Below are 20,867 nucleotides of genomic sequence, written 5' to 3'. Positions count from 1 at the left end.
TTATAACTATTGAATTGATTGTACCCTTGGATAACTTATTCTTAAGATCGGTGAATAGGGATTTGGAGCGGACGCTATGCAATCGTATGATGTGGTAATTATTGGCGCAGGACATAATGGTTTAGTCTGTGCTGCTTATTTACTTAAAGCTGGGTATAGCGTTTTATTGCTAGAAAAGCGTTCGGTTCCAGGTGGTGCTGCAACTACAGAAGAATCGCTCCCTACCGAAGCACCAGGATTTAAGTTTAACTTGTGCGCGATCGATCATGAATTTATCCATTTAGGGCCAGTCGTTCAAGAATTAGAACTAGAAAAGTACGGGTTAGAGTATTTGGAATGCGATCCGGTAGTATTTTGTCCCCATCCTGACGGTAAATACTTTTTGGGTCATAAATCCTTAGAAAAAACTTGCCAAGAAATTGCTAGATATAGCGATCGCGATGCTCAAAAATACCGCGAGTATACAGAATTTTGGCAACGGGTGTTAGGGGCAATGATTCCTATGTTTAACGCTCCACCCAAATCTATTATTGATATTGCTGGCAACTACGACATCAAAAAGCTCAAAGATTTATTTGCCGTTGTTGGTTCCCCAGCTAAAACCCTAGACTTTGTGCGGACAATGCTTAGTAGCGGCGAAGATGTCCTCAATGAGTGGTTTGATAGCGAGTTTCTCAAAGCACCTTTAGCTAGATTATGTGCCGAACTGGGTGCGCCACCTTCGCAAAAAACTAACGCGGTGGGAGCGATCATGATGGCAATGCGCCACGATCCAGGAATGGCAAGACCTCGTGGCGGTACGGGGGCGCTAGTACAAGCTTTAGTGAAGCTAGTTAAAAGTAAAGGCGGCGTAATTCTTACTGACCAGCAAGTAGAAAAAGTTTTAATTGATGATGGTCGAGCAGTAGGCGTAAAAATAGCCGGAGGGGTCGAATATCGCGCTAACAAAGGGGTAATTTCAAATATTGATGCTAAAAGAGTATTTTTGCAACTGATAGATGCTAGTGACGTGAATAGCGCCGATCCAAATCTACGGGAAAGATTAGAGCGCCGCATTGTCAACAATAATGAAACTATCCTCAAAATTGACCTGGCTTTAGATAAACCTCTCAACTTTGAGCATCACAACCACGACGATAGTTATCTAATTGGTTCGGTACTAATAGCAGATTCTGTTACCCACGTCGAACAAGCTCATAGTAAATGTATTTTGGGCGAAATTCCCGATGCTGACCCTTCTATGTATTTAGTAGTTCCGACAATGCTTGATCCTTCCATGGCTCCCTACGGCAAGCATACCGCCTGGATTGAATTTTTTGCCCCTTATCAAATTGCTGGCGCTGAAGGTACAGGATTGAAGGGTACAGGTTGGACTGACGAACTCAAAAACAAAGTAGCTGACCGAGTAATTGATAAGTTAGCCGACTATTCCCCAAATGTCAAAAATTCAATTATTGCCCGTCGGGTGGAAAGTCCTGCCGAACTTGGAGAACGATTAGGCGCGTATAAAGGCAATTACTATCACATTGATATGACTCTCGACCAAATGGTATTTTTCCGTCCTTTACCAGAACTTGCCAATTACAAAACACCAATTGAGGGATTATTTCTTACTGGTGCGGGGACGCATCCCGGCGGGTCAATTTCAGGAATGCCAGGACGCAACTGCGCCCGCATTTTCTTGCACGAACAACAACCAATCGTGCAAAGATTTAAACAAGCACGAGACTCAATTAAATCGACTATTGGCTCTGTATTTAAAGGACAATAACAGAAAATGGATTGCCCTCTTGTGTATCCTAATTGGATCTATGCAAGAGGTGTATTAGCCAAATAATCCTATCGCTAGTAGCTTAACAGACGAAGAGTGGGAAATCCTTGAACCCCCTACTGTCTCAGATATTACCGACCAAGAAACAGACCAGATCCTCCCAATGGACAAAAAGAGAACTATTGGACGGCATCTTCTATCAACTTAAAAATAGTTGCAATTGGCAAGATTTACCCAAAGATTTGCCCCTCTACAAGGGCGGTATATTGGCATTATAAGCAATGGCGCGCTGCTGAAGTAATCGAAGAACTGATGCAAGTATTACATTCTCAAGTACGTGAACAATTGATACTCCTCGACCTGAAGGTACGAGGATTCTTTAAGAGTCGTCTCTTAAAAGGAACAATCAAAAGTCCCCCTAGACACTTTCAACCAACTACCAGTACGACAGGTATTGCAATTGTGCTTACTTTTTAATTATTTCCGCTTTCCAAGTTCATCACTAATGCCAAAATGGTATACTCCCCAACCCGTCTTTGTTTGCCCTTTAACTGTTCCAGATCAAGCTGGATATGTCCGTTGCCGGAGTCTCACCGCACTAGGATGGTTCAACGTATAGATGTTTATTCCTACTTGCTGTTTTAATTATACCAGACTTTGGAGGGCTAAATATAATATAAAGCCGTCCTTGTAGGACGGGGCTTTAGACCCATTTTTCCGGTAAAAAAAAAGCCCCGTGGACGAGGTTGATGATTATCGACTCCCAAGCCGTAAAAAACACCTGTAATGCCAGTGTTAAATCAAAAGGATTTTGTTTCTACAAATCTACGCAATGGCATCAAACGACATCTAGCAGTAGATATCCTAGGATTCCCTTTCTTCGCCCACTGTACCGGCGCTAACGTCAGCGATGACATGGGTTTAATTGAAATGCTGACCAACCACATGGATTACTTAAGCCCCACCACCTGCCCAAAACGACTATCCTCCTCGATAACGGATATCATCCACTGGTTGTGACCAAGGCTTTAGAACAGATTTATCCTCAAATAATGACTAAAATATAGTTTGAAAAAACTCCCAAGCCTACCTCATCTCAAAAACAAGTGCCGGGTCTAACGGGATTTGTCGTAGTCGCCACTCGATGGATAATTGAACGGTCTAACGCTTGGATGGAACGCTGTAAAAGCTTAGTGAAGAACTTTGAACGCACGTTGGATAATGCGACGGCTAAGGTCAATCTTTGCTTCCTCCGACTAATGCTCAAGCAGTTAGCGGTAAATTAGATCCCAAATGGGTTTTATAGATGAAACTACAGACAAAGGCGATCGCACAAATCACTTTTAGCTAATAACCACAAAAAAATATTTGTTCATTCAAGTTTATAAGTATATTTAATTATGAAAAACCTAGGACTCTCCTGCCTCTTTAGGTAAGGATTTATACAAAAACTTAAGTAGCTTAATATTGGTATATAGATAGTTGAACAAAGCTAATTTTCTGTTGATATTGCCCGTTCAAGTTAAGCTGATTGCTGCGCTGAAATAGAAAAAATTTCTATGAAAATAGTAATTGCTTTTATAAACAAGTTCAGCGTCAAATAACAACCAACATTTAAGTTTTCTAAAGCTACAAATTATAGCCCAACTTTTATCGTTTATTTTTGACTAGGCTCAACCAAATCAATTAGGTATTTACTAATATTATGTCCTTGCCGGGATTTTACCCCCAGTAACTTATACAATATCATATGTAACTCATACCCAGGTATAAAATAAATGAAGAAATTATATAAAAACAATAAACTTATTCAGCCTATATAAATGTTATTTGCTAATGAGTATAAAAGACTTATTAGCAGATAACATTTCTTAAAATTATTATTTAATTTTACGTATTTACACTGGAAGAAAATTGAAACTAAGTAATAATAACTATACAAAATTAAAAAATGAGCTTAAAAAATAAAATTTCTTAAAATTATTATTTAATTTTGCGTATTTGCACTAATAATTATAAAAATATGGCATTAATAAACACCTTCAACCGAGAGATGGAAAAAATGGAGTAAAAAAGTTTTAAGAATCTACTTGGGAAAAGAAAATAATACAATTTAGGCTCTACAGCGATCGCCTATTTGCACCCTGCCATTAATATCTTCTAGTACACTAAAGCCCCCCAAAAGCGATGAGCGGGGGCTATCCGGGATTTGTGGGTAGGTATATTGATGACTTTTCGATTATTCCGTCACAAACTTAAGGGAAAGACAAATGGAACAAAGTTGGTACTGGAAGTCGCTACCCTTAGAAAATCGCACGGGCGCAGAGATTTTTGCGGCTTTATTTGGTGATGCTGAGATTTCAACACTTTTAGAAAGCCCGTTGCCTACAACAAGCGATCGCACTCCTTTAGCTAGATATTCTATCTGTGCTGGCTCTCCACGCCTAATTGATGGATGTCTGCAAATGTGGACACCACCAATAGGTAAGATTTTTCCGTTTCTAGAGCAATTGCTCAACCAAACATCTTTAGAGACAAATCTTAATTACTGCCCTAAGCATTTACCATTTACCGGGGGTTGGCTGGGTTGGCTGGGTTATGATGCAGCTTGGGAAATTGAAAAATTACCTTGGCTTAGAGCCGATAGTTTACCGTTTCCTGTTGCTTATTGGTATCAACCAGCAAGTTTCGCCGTCTTAGATCGCCTAGAGCAAATTGTCTGGTTAGCCGCCGCAGAAGTTAGTCAACTAGATACTCTGGTAAACCAACTAAAATCATCTCCCACGCCCCCAAAACTTTTAGCTGCTCGTAATTTCCCTGTAAGCAGCTTTCTAACTTCTCAAACTGACTACGAAGCCGCCGTTAGACGAGCTAAAAAATATATTCAAGCTGGCGATATTTTTCAGGCAAATCTATCGGTAAGATTTGGCACTCAAACGACTACCGATAGTTGGGAAATTTACCGCACTTTACAGCAAATTAATCCTTCTCCTTTTGCCAGCTATTGGCGCAGTCCTTGGGGACAAGTAATTAGCTGCTCCCCCGAACGACTGGTACAACTAGATAATGGCATTGCGCAAACAAGACCAATAGCCGGAACGCGATCGCGGGGCGCAACGACAGAACAAGATAACAAGCTAGCTCAAGAGATGATGGCTAGCGCTAAAGAAAAGTCCGAACATATTATGTTAGTAGACCTCGAACGCAATGATTTAGGGCGTGTATGTCAATGGGGATCGGTGGAAGTAGACGAACTGCTTACTATCGAACGCTACAGTCATGTTATGCACTTAGTAAGTAACGTTAAGGGAGTTTTATCGCCCCAAACTTCCCCTATTGAGCTAATTCGGGCGATGTTTCCCGGCGGTACGATCTCCGGTTGCCCAAAGGTGCGTTGTATGGAAATTATTGAAGAATTAGAACCAGTGCGCCGCAGCTTATTTTATGGCTCTTGCGGTTATTTAGATTGGCGAGGTAACTTAGACTTAAATATTTTGATTCGTACTTTGCTAGCAATTCCAAGTAACAATGCTACCTCTATGGTCTGGGGACAAGTAGGCGCCGGAATTGTCGCTGATAGCGATCCGGAAACTGAATGGTACGAATCATTGCAAAAAGCCCAAGCCCAGCTTGCAGCCTTGGGTGTCTAAATACAATCCGTGTAGGCGTAAAATATTTTCATCTACTTTTTGCGCCCAAAGCAAGCTATTATCGGCATAATCTGCCTAATTCTTTGGAAAGTTAGTCTTACCTGCGTCAAGATTTGATGAATACAGAAAACTATCTAAATCATCCCACCTTTGGTCTACTTTCTAGAGTTTGCGTCCTCGAACAACACCAAGAGCTATTTACTACTCTCTATGCTCAACGCTTGTTTTTTTTAGTTACCAACGAACCCCCTAGCGGCATGAAATTTGAATCTGTTAGCCGCTCTCAAGCTCGTCTGTTACTAGAAACTCGTTTGCGTTTGCTACGCCGTAGCGGACACATTCAAGAGTACGAACAACTGCAAAAAATTCTGCAAAGCACTTTCCAATTATGACTATTGCCGCACGCATTACTCAAATTCGGCAAAATTTGCCCGATTCAGTGAAGTTGATTGCTGTGAGCAAGCAAGTGTCAGTAGAAGCAATGCGTATTGCTTACGGAGCAGGAATTCGCGACTTTGGCGAAAGTCGCGTCCAAGAAGCTGAAGCCAAGCAAGAGCAATTAGCAGATTTGACAGATATTACCTGGCACTTTATCGGCAGATTGCAAAGTAATAAAGCTAAAAAAGCCCTAGAGTTATTTGCGTGGATTCACTCAGTAGATAGCTTAAAATTGGCACAACAATTAGATAAATTAGTTCAAGAAAATCATTATCAACCTCCTAAAGTTTGCTTGCAAGTAAAAATCGAGAGCGATCCCCAAAAAACAGGTTGGACTATACCTCAGCTTTGGGTAGATTTACCTGATTTAGATCGCTGTAAAAATTTACAAATTCGTGGATTAATGACAATTCCACCCCTGGGATTAAATGAAAACGAAATAAAAAGCGTGTTTGACCGGACTAAGATTTTGCTCAAAGAAATTCAAACCAAAAATTGCCTGCACTTGCAACCAACTTTGCAGTTGTCAATGGGAATGTCGGACGACTACCAAATCGCGATCGCCTCTGGCTCAACAATGATACGCTTAGGAAAAATTTTGTTTGGGGAGCGCTCTTAAGTAGTACAAAAAGATTTATCAGCGCAAAGGTTGCGTTAATTACTCACATAGGTTATTAATCTTATAAATTCATAAACTGCTTTAAAGGTATTTATTTGCAAACAATTTGAGGTGCTTAATTAGGCAAGTCCTATAGCCCTTGATAAAAATTGCTTTTACAAGTTAACTAAAGGTGTGAATCGTCAGGAGGAAGATAAACAGTGAGTATTTTTTCAAAGTTAAGAGAATTTGTGGGTTTAAATGACCCGATTGAGTACGAGTATGATGAATACGAAGATAATGGGAATAGCGATGGCTATCGCAATACCTACCAACAAGAGCAGGTTCAATCTATGCCGGACGACGAACGCAACGGTCGTCGTCGGATGCGCGAAAGAATTTCTGTTGCCTCAGACAACAATGAGACAGGTACACCACTAAACAATGTGATTGGTATGCCAGGCACAAATAATAGCACTTATGAAGTAGTAGTTATGGAACCGCGCACGTTTGAAGAAATGCCCCAAGCAATTCAAGCGCTGCTCGATCGCAAATCGGTGGTACTCAACCTCACCATGTTAGATCCAGATCAAGCCCAACGAGCCGTAGACTTTGTTGCGGGCGGCACTTATGCGATCAATGGTCATCAAGAGCGGGTAGGAGAAAGTATATTTTTATTCACGCCAATCTGCGTTCAAGTTACAACCCAATCGGGTGGAGTTAATGAAGCCGTACAAGCTCAAGCCCGCACTGGACGCAGTACAGTCCCAACGCCTTCATGGACACCGGAATCTACGCGGATAGCCCAGTCTAGTTAGTAGTTGAGGGAACTTTATGTAAGGAGTAATATCCTTACACGGTAATTTGTCCTGTCCTTGGCAGGTGAGAATAACTGTTTATAAAAGGATAATTGCATTGCTCGAAAGCAAGCTGGGGTTAATTGGTGGCGGGGTAATGGGCGAAGCGCTATTATCCCGCTTGATGGTAGCGCAAATTTATCAACCTCAAGAGATTATAGTTAGCGAAGTTCAAGAGACGCGCCGCGATTATTTGGCTGCAACCTATGGCGTACAAGTAACCGCCGACAACCAAGCCGTAGCTCGTAGCACTGGCGCAATTTTACTTGCGATCAAACCTCAAATATTTACCGAAGTTGCCAACTTATTAGCCCAGACTTTGACTGCAAGCGGCTCGAAACCATTAATCATCTCAATTTTGGCAGGGGTAAAGTTAAGTCAATTGGAGTCAGCTTTTGAGCAATTACCCGTAATTAGAGCTATGCCCAATACCCCAGCTACCGTAGGAGCAGGGATTACCGCTCTGGCGATGGGTTCTGAGGCAAAAGATAGCGATCGCCAAATAGCTAGAAAACTATTTGAGTCGGTTGGGGAAGTGGTAGAAGTTCCCGAAAGCTTAATGGATGCGGTGACAGGATTATCAGGATCGGGGCCCGCTTACGTAGCAATGATTGTTGAAGCTTTAGCCGATGGTGGGGTAAAATCGGGCTTACCAAGAGACATTGCTATGCAACTGGCTTTAGCTACCATCAAAGGCACTGTAGAATTATTGCAAACGACAAAAATGCACCCCGCCGAACTCAAAGATCGAGTTACAAGTCCTGGGGGAACTACCATTGCTGGGGTAGCGCAGTTAGAAAAGGGTGGATTGCGCTCGGCGTTGATTCAAGCAGTGCAAGCGGCTACAGCGCGATCTGTTGAATTGGGAAAATAAGCCCCCAAATATTTTATTAAATAATTTGTCTTACAATCAGTATTGATAACCTTTAAAGGTGGCGTTTCTAATCTGCCTTAAAAATATATTGCCTCTCGCCTAAATAAAAGTGGACGTTTCCCAAATATTGCCCGAATTGAATTTAAACGACATCTTTCCGTTTGAATTAGATGAATTTCAAACTAGCGCGATCGCTGCTTTAAATGCTGACAAGTCGGTGGTTGTCTGTGCGCCTACAGGTTCGGGAAAAACATTAATTGGTGAATACGCCATTCATCGCGCCCTGAGTCGGGGAAAGCGAGTATTTTACACTACACCCCTTAAAGCTTTATCTAACCAAAAATTACGCGATTTTCGTAAAGTATTTGGCGCAGACAAAGTAGGACTATTGACAGGAGATGTTTCGATTAATCGAGAAGCTCCCATCCTGGTGATGACGACCGAAATTTTCCGCAATATGCTCTACGGTACACCCATCGGCGAAGTGGGAACATCAATGCAGGGAGTGGAAGCAGTAGTTTTAGACGAATGTCATTACATGAACGATCGCCAACGGGGGACAGTTTGGGAAGAATCAATTATTTACTGTCCTAGAGAAATTCAATTAGTCGCTCTTTCAGCTACCGTTGCCAATAGCGACCAACTTACCGACTGGATTAATACCGTTCATGGGCCAACTCAACTAATCTATTCAGATTTTCGCCCCGTACCTTTAGAATTTAAGTTTTGCAATGTTAAAGGGCTATTTCCTTTACTTGAAGGCGGCAAAATTAATCCTCGCCTGCGCCCAAAACGCGGTAGTATTGACGCGCAAAAGGCTAAGGATGCTCGGCGTAATGGTGCAAGACCCGAAGCCCCAAGTATAATCTACCTGCTCAATCAGCTAAGTTCTAGGGATATGCTGCCAGCTATTTACTTTATTTTCAGCCGTCGAGGTTGCGATAAAGCCGTAGAAGATTTGGGAACGCTAACATTAGTCAATCCTAGCGAAGCAGCCCAACTAAAGTGGCAAATTGATGAATTTTTGCAGCGCAATCCCGACGCGGGACGGATTGGACAAGTTCAGCCTTTGTATCGCGGTATTGCTGCTCATCATGCCGGAATATTGCCAGCATGGAAGGGCTTGGTAGAAGAATTATTTCAGCAAGGGCTAATTAAAGTTGTATTTGCAACGGAAACTCTCGCGGCGGGAATTAATATGCCAGCGCGAACTACGGTAATTTCTAGTTTATCTAAACGCACTGATCGCGGACATCGATTATTGAATGGTTCAGAATTCCTGCAAATGGCGGGTAGGGCTGGTCGCCGGGGAATGGATAAGCGCGGCTACGTTGTCACGGCTCAAACCCCCTTTGAAGGGGCAAAAGAAGCCGCTTACTTAGCAACAGCTAAAGCTGACCCCTTGGTTAGTCAGTTTACGCCCACCTATGGCATGGTATTGAACTTACTGCAAACTCACACCCTAGAACAAGCAAAAGAACTCATAGAACGCAGTTTTGGGCAGTATATCGCCAATTTATACCTAAAACCTCAATACGAGGCGATCGCCCTTGTTCAAGCTCAATTAGCCCAAGTTCAAGAGCAGCTTGCATCGGTCGATCCTGCGCAGTTGCAAAACTACGAAAAATTGCGCCAACGGCTTAAAGTTGAAACCCAGCTACTAAAAACTTTAGTTGAGCAAGCTACTGATGACCGGGTAGAACAATTAAGTCTCACGATTAGCTTCGCCATGACGGGTACGCTTTTGAGCTTGAAGGGAAAAAATGTCGCTACTTCCGTACCGCTAACCGCCGTCCTCGTAGCCAAAACCCCTGGAGCAGGACAAGCGCCATATTTAGTATGTTTAGGGGCAAATAATCGCTGGTATGTGGTGACAACCAGCGATGTTGTAGATTTACACGCTGAGTTACCACGTCTAGAGATTCAAAGCGATCTTTTGCCTCCGGTAGAAATGCCGATTAAACCTGGACAATCGCGCCGAGGAAACCAAGAATCTCAACTAATTGCCGATTTAATTCCCAACTCGCAGGCAATTATTCATACTGCGCCCGAAGTTTTAGCTCAACAACAGCGAGTTCAGGCAGTAAGCGCACAAATTGAAGCTCATCCTTTGCATGAATTGGGCAACCCGGCAACACTTTTTAAGCGCCGAAACAAAGCAATGGAGATAGAAGCAGAAATTGCTACTCGTCAAGCAGAATTAGAAAAGACTTCCCAGCGTCACTGGGAAGAATTTTTGCATTTAATCGAAATTTTGCAGCGATTTGGTTGTTTGCAAGACTTAGAACCTACCGATTTAGGACAAGTGGCGGCGGCAATTCGCGGCGACAATGAGTTATGGATTGGTCTAGCTTTAGCAAGCGGTGAATTTGACGAACTAGATCCTCAATGTTTAGCGGCGGCGATCGCCGCAATTGTTACAGAAACCCCTCGTCCCGATACCTGGGTACGCTATACCTTACCAATCCCTGTAGAAGAAGCTCTAGCTGGCTTACGCTCTACCCGGCGGAATTTATTTCAACTGCAACGCCGTTACAATATCACTTTACCGATTTGGTTAGAGTACGATTTAGTTGCTTTGCTCGAACAATGGGCGCTGGGAGTCGATTGGGTAGAACTATGCAGCCACACAAGCTTAGATGAAGGTGATGTTGTCCGCCTTTTGCGCCGCACCTTAGACTTGTTGTCGCAAATACCCTATGTTCCCCATTTGCCAACCTCTTTACAACGCAATGCTTATCGCGCTGTGCAATTAATAGATCGTTTTCCCGTGAATGAAACGGCGCAGTAGATGGGCATTGACGGCAATTATATTTTTATTAATTGAAAGAATTGTATCTTACTATACGGAATTGCTACTGGTGATACTGATGCAATGAGATTCACTGCACTCTATCTAAAGATATAAAAGGTTAAAGTAAGTGGTAAAGAAGATATTGATTACAGCAGCGATCGCGCTAATGCTGCTGGTAGGCTCTCCTTTCATCTCTCCAGCATTGGCGGCAACTACTGAAGAGTTGATAGCTGCGGCTCAAACGTCGGCGGACACAGGATTTATGTTAATGTGTTCGGCGCTAGTTTTGTTGATGACTCCAGGGTTAGCTTTTTTCTATGGCGGGTTTGTGCGCGATCGCAATATCTTAAATACTTTGATGATGAGCTTTTTGCTCATGGGTATAGTTGGTGTAACTTGGGTTCTTTGGGGTTATAGTCTGGCTTTTGCTCCAGGCACACCTTTTATTGGTGGCTTGCAATGGCTAGGCTTGAATGGTGTCAGCGCTTCGATGGCGGTAACTGATTATCTAAAAGGCTCCGCACCAGAGGAAGTAGTTTCTTACTCCGCAACTATTCCTCACCAAACATTCATGATTTATCAAGCAATGTTTGCAATTATTACCCCAGCGCTAATTTCTGGAGCAATTGTCGAGCGCGTCAGTTTCCGGGCTTATGCTTTATTTGTGCTAATTTGGTCAACGTTTATCTATTGTCCTTTAGCTCACATGGTATGGGCAAAAGGTGGCTTTTTAGGATTGTACGGTGGCATTGGCGCTTTGGATTTTGCGGGTGGTACGGTAGTACACATTAGCTCTGGAATTTCGGCTCTAGTAGCGGCAATTGTTATCGGCCCGCGCAAAACCTATCCAAGTCAGTTAACCTCCCCTCACAATGTACCTTTTATCTTGCTAGGTGCGGGTTTGCTATGGTTTGGTTGGTTTGGATTTAACGCTGGTAGTGCTTTGGCTTCTGGCGGCTTGGCTACGGTTGCTTTTGTGACTACCAATACGGCGGCGGCGGCGGCGGCGTTAACATGGCTAATTTTAGAAAAAGTTTTACGTGGTAAACCAACGGCGGTAGGCGTTGCAACAGGTGCAGTAGCTGGTTTAGTGGGGATTACACCTGCGGCCGGATTTGTGCCACCTCTAGCAGCAATATTAATTGGTAGTATTACTGCCGTTTGCTGCTTTTTTGCCATTAATTTAAAGCATAAAGTCCAAATTGATGACTCCTTAGATACCTTTCCCGTACATGGTGTAGGTGGTACGGTAGGGGCAATTTTAACCGGGATTTTTGCTACTGTTGAAGTCAATGAGTTTGGTAAAGATGGACTACTGCGCGGGAACTTTGGTCAACTTGGCATTCAATTAGCGGCGATCGCTGTTGCCGTTATTTTCGCTGGAGTTGGTACGTTTATAATTCTCAAAATCCTTGATGCTACCGTTGGTTTGCGTCTCTCTGCCGAGGAAGAATACCAAGGTATGGATATCGTTGAACACGGCGAAGAAGGTTATGGAGAAGAATTTGCAGGGGGATTAAGTATCAAGCAAAATTCTTAATTGCTGGACGCAATAGACCTTGGGCAAAAAAATGATAAGTTTCACTTAAGTTCCTAGGCATACGGAATTAGGATTTAATCCCCTGTTGTTTCTTTGCTAAAAAAACTGCCCATAAACTTGTAAGTTTATGGGCAGTTTCGATCTTATTTGAGCTATTAGTTACGATCTACTAGATAAATCCCTGCGATCGCTGTGTTCCCCCACTAGAAGCCATTTCAAGCCCGGTGTCGTCCGCCTCTTTAAGAAGTCCACTATAGGCTTCCATGCCATGTTCGCTAATATCCAAACCTTGAATTTCTTCTTCCGCCGTCACGCGAATACCAAGGGTAGCCTTGAGTGCCAGCCAGAAAATTGTACTGAGGAGAACAGTGATACCTCCTACCGAGACAATACCGATAATTTGCGACCAAACTTGCTGGAAACCTCCCCCCAGTAGTAAGCCCTTAATCGGGCCTAAACCTTCTTCGTATAGATTCAACGCACCCGCCGGGCCTTCGGCAAATAGACCTACTGCCAGGGTTCCCCAAATGCCACAAATTAAGTGAACAGAGGTTGCACCTACCGGATCGTCAATTTTGATTCTGTCAAAGAAGGTGACAGAAAAAACGACTATTACTCCGGCGATCGCTCCAATTACTGCCGCCCAAGGCAAGCTCACAAAAGCACAACTTGCTGTAATCCCAACTAACCCTGCCAGGATGCCATTGATAATCATCGATAAGTCTGGCTTGCCTAGATACAGCCAAGCGGTGATGGTAGCAGCAATCCCACCTAAAGACCCTGCTATGTTTGTTGTTAAAGCAATATGGGCAATACTTGGATTTACTGACATTGTTGAACCAGGATTAAACCCAAACCATCCTAGCCACAAGATCAAAGCGCCTAAAGTAGCAATACTCATGTTGTGTCCCGGCATTGCTATCGAGACACCATTTTGATATTTGCCCAGACGGGGTCCTAAAAAGGCTGCACCCATCAAAGCTGCCCAGCCACCAACGGCGTGAACTACTGTCGATCCGGCAAAGTCCCAAAATCCTGCTTTTGCAAGCCATCCACCACCCCAAATCCAATGTCCGGTAATTGGGTAAGCAATACCGACAAGCAATAGACTAAAAATTAAAAAGTCAACAAATTTAATGCGTTCGGCAACCGCTCCAGAAACAATTGTGGCAGCAGTTCCAGCAAACACTAACTGAAACAAAAACTTTGCCCCTAGAGGTACGCCTGTCCAATTTAGAGCGCCAAAAACACCTTGATAGGCATCTCCCATTGCTGGGCTATTGTCGGCTCCACTTAAAAACCAGCCATTAGTCCCAAAGAATGGATTGCCATCGCCAAACATCAAGGCAAAACCGATCGCCCAAAATGCTACGGTAGATATGGCAAACACAATTAAGTTTTTTGACAGCACGTTAACAGCGTTTTTTTGCCGACAAAACCCAGTTTCTAGCATACAGAAACCCGCATTCATGAAAAACACCAAAAAGGCAGCTATACATACCCATAAGGTGTCTATCCCCACCCTCAAGCTTTGCAAGTCTTGCGTTACCTTATCGGTACTTGCAGGGGGTGCATCTTGAGCGACGGCGGCGTAACCCCACACCAGCACAATTAAGGTTGCTAGAGGGATGCAGGCTTGCCAACTAGGAGTCAGTTGTTTAATTGCTCGCTCTAACGGAGCTAAAATCGGTATATTTTTGTTAAAGCGGGAATGCCCTTTTAGCCGCCTTTTCGTGTTCTTCCTCTTGTGCTTGGGTGTGAATCTTACCTTCATTAGTCGCAACGATCCTTAATTAGTAAACACTTGATAATCTGGTAAAATCTTGACTTCTAACAAAATCAAGCTATAGCAAAAGACCTGAAATAACTTGTTCTACTAAAGCAAAACTACATTGTTAGTGCCTTTTAAGAAGATTATTTTGTATCACAGCAAGCATTATTTCTGTAAAAATAAATACAAATGTTTAGAAGTTTGCTTCTACAAAATGGAGATAATTATCAAGTTTAGGTAATGAAGGTAACGCCCTACCTTGCGGACTTTAATCCTGCAAGAGGCGATCGCTAAAGTAGCATTTTGCTGACGATACACTCACCATAAGTTCCGAGAGCAAGTAGTAGTGAAACCAAGTATTTACACTTAGTTTGTTATCTGATAATCAGCCTATTACCGAAAATTCACGGTTTTTTATCTAAATAAGCTGTATTAGCCTGTGTAGGGAAAGCAAATTAGCCATTGCCTGAGTAACTTTATTCAGGCAATTTATTTTATTTATCTTCGCTACTAGGATTAAAAGGTAAGTTTTGGTTAATCGCCTCAATTTCTTGCTGTTCCATCTGGTTTACTTCTTTGATATAAGGAAGTAAAATTTGCGTCAATCGCCGATTATAAAAGCGGTGCATACTGTGATTGGGACTTGCGGGAAAGCCTCGCCGCTTCTTATGTCTGCCCCCTGCACCGGGGTCAAAAGTTTGGATTCCTTGGTGGATTGCCCACTCAATCGGCGCGTAGTAGCAAGCATCAAAGTGTAAGCAATCAATATCTTGAAAACTACCCCAGTAGCGCCCGTACAGGCGATCGCCTTTAGTCAAACAAAAAGACATTCCCACGGGTTGACGCTTATCTAACTCGTTATAAGCGGCTACAAATACCACCCGATGCCGATAATGAGCGTATAGCTGCTCAAAAAATCCCTTAGTTAAATACTTACTTCCCCACCAGCCAAATTTGTCGCAAGTATCGGCGTAAAAGCTATACATAAGCGGAAATAATGACTTAGGAATCTCATCACCCGTCAACACTTGCAACTGCAAACTTTGCTTTTCTACAGCTTTGCGTTCGCGTTTAATATTGCGGCGCTGATTGGCGTTAAATATTGTCAAATAATCGTCAAAGCTTTTAAATTCTTGGTTTTGCCAAATTGAGCTATGGTGAAGCCAAGCTGTAAAACCATGACGCTCTAAAACTGGTTTCCATTCGGGATCGACATACAAAAAATGACAGCCCGAAATATTTTGGCGATCGCAAAAATAATCAATCGCCCTGATCATCAACCCAGTCATCTCGTCTTCATCTTCTTCCGGCGCTATCAAAAAACGGTAGCCAACGGCGGGGGTAAAAGGTGACATTCCTAAGAGTTTTGGGTAATAATCCACCCCAATTCGTTGCGATACTTCTGCCCACTGTTGGTCAAAAATAAACTCTCCGTAACTATGACCTTTAAGATACATTGGTGCTGCGGCAATTAAAGTGCGATCGCGCCAAATAGTTAAATGATTCGGCAACCAACCAGCTTGGGGTATAGCACTCCCAGAGCTTTCTAAATTATTTAACCATTCCCACTCCAAAAAAGGCGTTTTGAGGGGCATAGCGAGGGCATCCCATGCCGCTTGGGGAACTTCGGCAATTTTGTTAATCCAAGCAACGTTATAACTAGGCTGAATCGATTTAACCATACAAAAAATCTGTGACGGCAAGGCTACTTCTACAGGGTACTTAAATCGTCCTCTCGTTGGCGGCGATAATGTAAAAAAACTTCTGAAACAATGACTTTTGCCGATACTAATTCTAGACGCGGAGCAACTATTTCTCTAAATCCTTCACCTCCTACAGGAGTGGGGGCATTGTTTCCCCCCAAAAGTAAAGGACAAATCGTTAACCACAATTCATCAATTAAATCGGCGGCTAACATTGCTGCGACTATCTCGCCGCCCCCTAATACCGCCAAGCGTTTTAAACCCATTGCTGATAATATTTCTAAGGCATTTATCCAATTAATCTTACTTTTGGTAGATGCTTGACAGACAATAACTTGATCAAATTCTGTCTTATTTTGCCAAGGCTTTGCGCCGTGACTCGTAGTTAATAAATACCGGGGTACAGGTTGGCGAAAAAACGATAATTGGCGATCGATATTCCCACTAGCAGAAACCACTATTTGGACTGGTTGCGGAGGTAACAATTTTTGGTATCTTTGTTGTATAAGTTGTGGCTTCAAGACACGGATAGTAGAGCCGTAAGCTCGCAGTGTACCAGCGCCGAATAAAACACCATCAACGGCGGCGATTTGCTCCTCTAGGTGATCTTTGTCGGCTGGAGAAGCAAACCGCGCCGGCGATCGCCCTTGGTCAGCAATTTTGCCATCGGCGCTCATTGCTAAAACTACAGTGGTGTGAGGACGATTGTTAGGTAGTATCATCGCGCGATCGTTAGCTATTAGCTGAAAAGACACTTGTACATAGATAACAGCTTTTTAACAGAGAGCAGGATATTATGACAAATACAGATATTATCTACCTACTTCACCAACTTAAATTAATTTGTAATCAATGCCCAACCAAAGTATTTTTTAAATTTGTCTGGAGAATTAGGTCTACAAGCTGTAGATATTAAAAATATCCAAAACCTAAAAAAATGCTAAATCGTGAGTAAGTCCAAAAAAACTGATATTAGTATCGCGCTCCTAGATAATTTTAGGTTTTGTCTTGCTTTGAGGACGTTGTTATATGGTTAAGCTCAATCAATCCTCGTTTCGTCGCATTTTGCTATCAAGAATATTACTTTTGAGCGTACCAGTTTTGTTAATCGGTGAAGCTGTTGCTTTTCGCAAAGTCCGCTCTAGTTTGCTGGAAAGAGCGCACCAGTACATCAATATTAGCGCCGTAGAAAAAAGCGAACAAATCCAAGCCAAAATAGCTACCATGCAAACAAAAATGCTGTTAGCAAGTCAAACTACAGCGCTCAAATCAGGTTCGCCGATAGAAGTTCAACAATTTTTGAGAAAGCTTCTGCTTCAACTACCAAACAATATTAAATGCCTGCAACTGACAAATTTGTCAGAAGATAAATTAATTGCTAGTACCTGCGATCGCCTGTATCCAGTGATAAAACCCGGCGTGTGGTCACAGCAAGGAAATGCGATGTTAGAGCCACAAAATATCCAAATTAGATCGGTATTTACAGGTTCATCCGCAGCAAAAAAACAAACATTGCTATTTTCTGCGCCTGTATATAGTAATTCGCCTCAACGTCGTTATGCTTTGCAAATGCAATTGATTTTGAACAGCAATCAAGGCAATACTCGCCCACCCAATGCAGGCACAATCACCGATTCAACAGTGATAATTGCCGAAAATGGCACTATTATCGTCCATCCACTAGCCGAGCGAGTAGGAAGTAATATTAGTCAACAGCCAGATTCACAGCTATGGAAAAAAATGGTCAGCAAAGCGATCGCTAGACCAGAAAATGATTTAAACAATTTTTCCTTTATCCAAAATGGTGAAACGTTCTTAGCCAGCTACAAAGCTATTGATAGCCCAATTACGACCGAGCAGGGCAAACACTGGGTAATCCTTGCCGTCACAGCCCAAAACACCGCCTTACAGGGTTTAGAAGAAATAAAATTAATTTTAGTTTTACTGACAATCAGCTTACTAGGGGTAAGCTTATTAACAGCCCTACATCTAGCACGGAAATTAGCTGAACCATTAGAGCAACTGCGAGACTACGCTCTCAAATTGCAAAATCACCATGAAGTCAAACGGATGCCCCATAATTTCAAAATTAGGGAATTCAACCAACTAGCCACTGCCCTCAATCGCATGGTAGAACGGTTGAAAATGTCCGCCGAAGAACTAGAAATAGCTTGGGAAGAAGCAAAAGCTGCTAATGAGAGCAAAAGTAATTTTTTAGCTACCACCTCCCACGAACTGCGAAACCCCCTCAATGCCATTATCAATTGCATTCGTCTAGTTCGAGAAGACTGCTGTGACGACAAACAAGAAGAAACAGAGTTTTTAGAACGAGCAGAAGAAGCGGCAATTCACTTACTAGGTATTATTAACGACTTGCTCGACATTGCCAAAATTGAATCGGGCAAGCTTTCTTTGGTGATGGAAGAATTAGATTTACAGCAGGTATTGCACGAAGTAATTAGTTTACAGGCGATCGATATTCACAAAAAAAACTTACAATTAATTACCGCCAAAAGACCAGAGCCAATTATAGTTAAAAGCGATCGCGCTAAGTTAAAGCAAGTATTAATCAATGTAATTGGCAATGCTGCAAAGTTTACTGAAGCTGGCAGCATTACAATTCAAACCCAAATCGAACTAGAAGCAAGTAGTAATAGCTGGCGAGTCTCAATTATGGTTGAAGATACCGGCATAGGTATCGAGCCATCCCAGCAACATAAACTATTTCGTCCTTTTGGGATGGCCGATGGCACGACAACGCGAAAATTTGGCGGTACAGGGCTAGGACTTGCTATTTCCAGAAATTTAGTTGAACTAATGGGCGGTAGTATTATGTTGTGCAGTGCAGGCATTAACCAAGGTACAACGGTGGTGATTTTTTTGCCTGCGAGCAATGTTTTAGAACTACCACAATTTCCAGAGATAAAAACCAGGGCGATCGCTACTCCTCCTGCTGGCTCAATACCCTAAAAGCAACTTGAGCGGCGGCTTGTTCCGCCGCTTTAATCGAGCGCCCAATACCTTGACCAAGTAGGCGATCTTGCAGCCAAACTTGGGCGCTAAACCGCTCATCGGTAGCCATTGGACGATGCCCTTGAGTATTTTCTATGACTCGATACTCTGGTAAGACTTTGAAATGTCCTTGAGTCCATTCTTGCAAGGCAGCTTTGTAATTTAGCCGCGCTGGATCGCTACGAATTTCTGTGGCTAATTGCATAAAGTGCGGATCGAGCCAAGGTCTAATTAATTCTAAAGTATGGGTACTAAGATATAAAGCCCCTAATACGGCTTCAAAAGCATCAGCTAATCTTGACTGTTGCCCTTCTTTGTCACTGCTAGTAACCAGCAAGTAGGATTCGATGCTGTATTTAGTAGCCAAAAAAGCCAAAATGCGATCGCTTACCAATACCGAACGAATTGCCGCAAATTCCCCTACTTTCCAATCTGGATAAACTTCCCACAACACTTCTGCCGCTACAAGGCGCACTACCGCATCGCCTACAAATTCCAATTGTTCGTAATTTGCCTGGCTAGAGACACTTGGATGAGTCAGTGCCAAATCTAACAATTGCCAATTTACCAAAGCTAATGATTGGATGCCGATTATTTGCAGCAAGCTTTCTAGCTGCTTTTGGCGACGCGGATAACTTAAATTCGTCATGGAAGTTTCAGCAAACTGTCTATATCATTGACACAGTGTAATCGACTTCTAGGGAAGTAATTAATAGGAGCAAATTTTCCTGGCTCCTCAAACAACTCGATCTTTATGGATTTACCGTTAATTTATCATTGCGATTATGTTGCAGCCTTGCCAGAGCAGCATCGTTTTCCTATGCCCAAGTTTCGGCAACTGTACGAACTACTTATAGCTACTGGCGTAGCGCATCCTCAACAATTTTTTTTACCAGAAATTCCTTGCCAGCAATGGCTAGAGCTAGTTCATACCTCCGAATACGTCCAAGCCTACCTTCAAGGTACGTTAGATGCTAAAGCCCAACGGCGGATTGGTTTACCTTGGAGTCCAGCCTTGGTTAAGCGGACTTGTACCGCCGTCGGCGGCACAATTTTAACGGCTCAACTCGCTCTCAAATATGGTTTAGCTTGCAATACGGCGGGGGGTACTCATCATGCTTTCCCCAGCTACGGATCGGGCTATTGTATTTTTAACGATTTAGCGATCGCCTCGCGCGTGATTCAGCGCCTCAATCTTGCCCGCAAAATCCTAATTATCGATTTAGATGTACATCAAGGCGATGGTACGGCTTTTATCTTTCAAAACGATGACAGCGTGTTTACTTTTTCCATGCACTGCGAAGTCAATTTTCCTGGTACTAAACAAGTTAGCGATTTAGATATTCCCCTCCCGGTAGGGATGGAAGATGAGGATTATTTACAAACCCTAGCCAATTATTTGCCAGATGTCCTAAATCAAGTTAAGCCCGATCTAGTTTTGTATGATGCGGGGGTAGATACTCACGTAGGCGATCGCTTGGGCAAATTAGCCCTCACCGATACAGGGATTTTTCGCCGGGAAATGCAAGTTTTAAGTACCTGTATTGCGGCTAGATACCCGGTTGCTTGTGTAATTGGCGGCGGTTATGCAGAGGATCTTAAGAGCTTGGTTTATCGTCACTCTCTACTTCATCGTGCCGCTAGTCAAACCTATCGTCAATACAGTTTGTAGTTTGATGTGACTTAAATATTCCTTAAACGCGATCGCCCTTAACCCTCGCACCTTGTAAGTAGGAAAGATCAAAATAAATGGTAAAATTGATGTTTATTAGCCAAAAGCTAGCGTATACCAAGCTTTTGTTCTAAAGACAGATGAAAAAATTTGTTTGAGTGGATACAATTTTTTTTTAAATCAAAAA

At 42.7% G+C, this 20,867-nt stretch carries 16 protein-coding genes; 12 read left to right on the top strand and 4 right to left on the bottom strand.

What is annotated here, in order from left to right; genetic code table 11:
- Window positions 1-76 precede the first annotated feature (76 nt).
- From crtO to SYN7509_RS0213255, 10 genes are all read left to right on the top strand, one after another.
- Window positions 77-1,771: a beta-carotene ketolase CrtO gene (crtO, locus tag SYN7509_RS0213290; RefSeq protein WP_009630300.1), complete on the top strand. Its 1,695-nt coding sequence runs from the start codon at window positions 77-79 to the stop codon at window positions 1,769-1,771.
- 107 nt (window positions 1,772-1,878) lie between these two features.
- Window positions 1,879-2,049, top strand: a complete 171-nt coding sequence (locus tag SYN7509_RS31750) for a transposase (RefSeq protein WP_148297987.1) — start codon at window positions 1,879-1,881, stop codon at window positions 2,047-2,049.
- An 828-nt stretch (window positions 2,050-2,877) separates the two neighbouring features.
- Window positions 2,878-3,057, top strand: a complete 180-nt coding sequence (locus SYN7509_RS31745) for a hypothetical protein (RefSeq protein WP_369792254.1) — start codon at window positions 2,878-2,880, stop codon at window positions 3,055-3,057.
- Window positions 3,058-4,041: 984 nt separating this feature from the next.
- Window positions 4,042-5,421 (top strand): anthranilate synthase component I, encoded by a 1,380-nt coding sequence (locus tag SYN7509_RS0213285; protein WP_009632570.1) that lies wholly within the window; start codon window positions 4,042-4,044, stop codon window positions 5,419-5,421.
- Window positions 5,422-5,537: 116 nt separating this feature from the next.
- Window positions 5,538-5,813, top strand: a complete 276-nt coding sequence (gene pipX, locus SYN7509_RS0213280) for a transcriptional coactivator PipX (protein ID WP_009632571.1) — start codon at window positions 5,538-5,540, stop codon at window positions 5,811-5,813.
- Window positions 5,810-6,478, top strand: coding sequence for a YggS family pyridoxal phosphate-dependent enzyme (locus tag SYN7509_RS0213275; RefSeq protein WP_009632572.1), 669 nt, complete (start codon window positions 5,810-5,812; stop codon window positions 6,476-6,478). The genes pipX and SYN7509_RS0213275 overlap by 4 nt, the downstream gene beginning before the upstream one ends.
- Before the next feature lie 200 nt (window positions 6,479-6,678).
- Complete coding sequence (locus SYN7509_RS0213270) at window positions 6,679-7,275, top strand: cell division protein SepF (RefSeq protein ID WP_009632573.1); 597 nt, start codon at window positions 6,679-6,681, stop codon at window positions 7,273-7,275.
- A gap of 97 nt (window positions 7,276-7,372) precedes the next feature.
- Window positions 7,373-8,188, top strand: coding sequence for a pyrroline-5-carboxylate reductase (proC, locus tag SYN7509_RS0213265; RefSeq protein ID WP_009632574.1), 816 nt, complete (start codon window positions 7,373-7,375; stop codon window positions 8,186-8,188).
- 109 nt (window positions 8,189-8,297) lie between these two features.
- A complete protein-coding gene (locus SYN7509_RS0213260; RefSeq protein WP_009632575.1) occupies window positions 8,298-10,979 on the top strand; it encodes a DEAD/DEAH box helicase in 2,682 nt (893 codons plus the stop codon).
- Between the two features lie 130 nt (window positions 10,980-11,109).
- Window positions 11,110-12,522, top strand: coding sequence for an ammonium transporter (locus SYN7509_RS0213255; RefSeq protein WP_028954299.1), 1,413 nt, complete (start codon window positions 11,110-11,112; stop codon window positions 12,520-12,522).
- A gap of 169 nt (window positions 12,523-12,691) precedes the next feature.
- Here the strand turns inward: SYN7509_RS0213255 and SYN7509_RS25900 are convergent, their stop codons facing one another.
- The 3 genes from SYN7509_RS25900 to SYN7509_RS0213240 form a co-directional block, all read right to left on the bottom strand.
- The gene (locus SYN7509_RS25900; RefSeq protein ID WP_009632577.1) at window positions 12,692-14,296 is read right to left on the bottom strand and encodes an ammonium transporter; all 1,605 of its coding nucleotides are present in this window, start codon (window positions 14,294-14,296) and stop codon (window positions 12,692-12,694) included.
- 491 nt (window positions 14,297-14,787) lie between these two features.
- Window positions 14,788-15,975, bottom strand: coding sequence for a GNAT family N-acetyltransferase (locus tag SYN7509_RS0213245; protein ID WP_009632578.1), 1,188 nt, complete (start codon window positions 15,973-15,975; stop codon window positions 14,788-14,790).
- Window positions 15,976-16,004: 29 nt separating this feature from the next.
- Window positions 16,005-16,751 carry a RibD family protein gene (locus tag SYN7509_RS0213240; protein WP_227501500.1) on the bottom strand — a complete coding sequence of 249 codons (747 nt, stop codon included), beginning with the start codon at window positions 16,749-16,751 and terminating at the stop codon, window positions 16,005-16,007.
- 274 nt (window positions 16,752-17,025) lie between these two features.
- Between SYN7509_RS0213240 and SYN7509_RS0213235 the strand changes: the two genes are divergently transcribed.
- Window positions 17,026-18,966 (top strand): hybrid sensor histidine kinase/response regulator, encoded by a 1,941-nt coding sequence (locus tag SYN7509_RS0213235; RefSeq protein ID WP_009632580.1) that lies wholly within the window; start codon window positions 17,026-17,028, stop codon window positions 18,964-18,966.
- On the opposite strand, the gene rnc is transcribed toward SYN7509_RS0213235, so the two are convergent.
- Entirely contained in the window at window positions 18,938-19,657 is a 720-nt protein-coding gene (gene rnc / locus SYN7509_RS0213230; protein ID WP_009632581.1) for a ribonuclease III, read from the bottom strand. The two genes, SYN7509_RS0213235 and rnc, sit on opposite strands and share 29 nt — an antisense overlap.
- A gap of 105 nt (window positions 19,658-19,762) precedes the next feature.
- On the opposite strand from rnc, the gene SYN7509_RS0213225 reads away from it, so the two are divergent.
- Window positions 19,763-20,680, top strand: coding sequence for a histone deacetylase family protein (locus SYN7509_RS0213225; RefSeq protein WP_009632582.1), 918 nt, complete (start codon window positions 19,763-19,765; stop codon window positions 20,678-20,680).
- Window positions 20,681-20,867 lie beyond the last annotated feature (187 nt).

Origin of the sequence: Synechocystis sp. PCC 7509 (assembly GCF_000332075.2) — a bacterium.
Classification (GTDB): domain Bacteria; phylum Cyanobacteriota; class Cyanobacteriia; order Cyanobacteriales; family Chroococcidiopsidaceae; genus Aliterella.
This window is presented reverse-complemented; position numbering and strand designations above follow the sequence as displayed.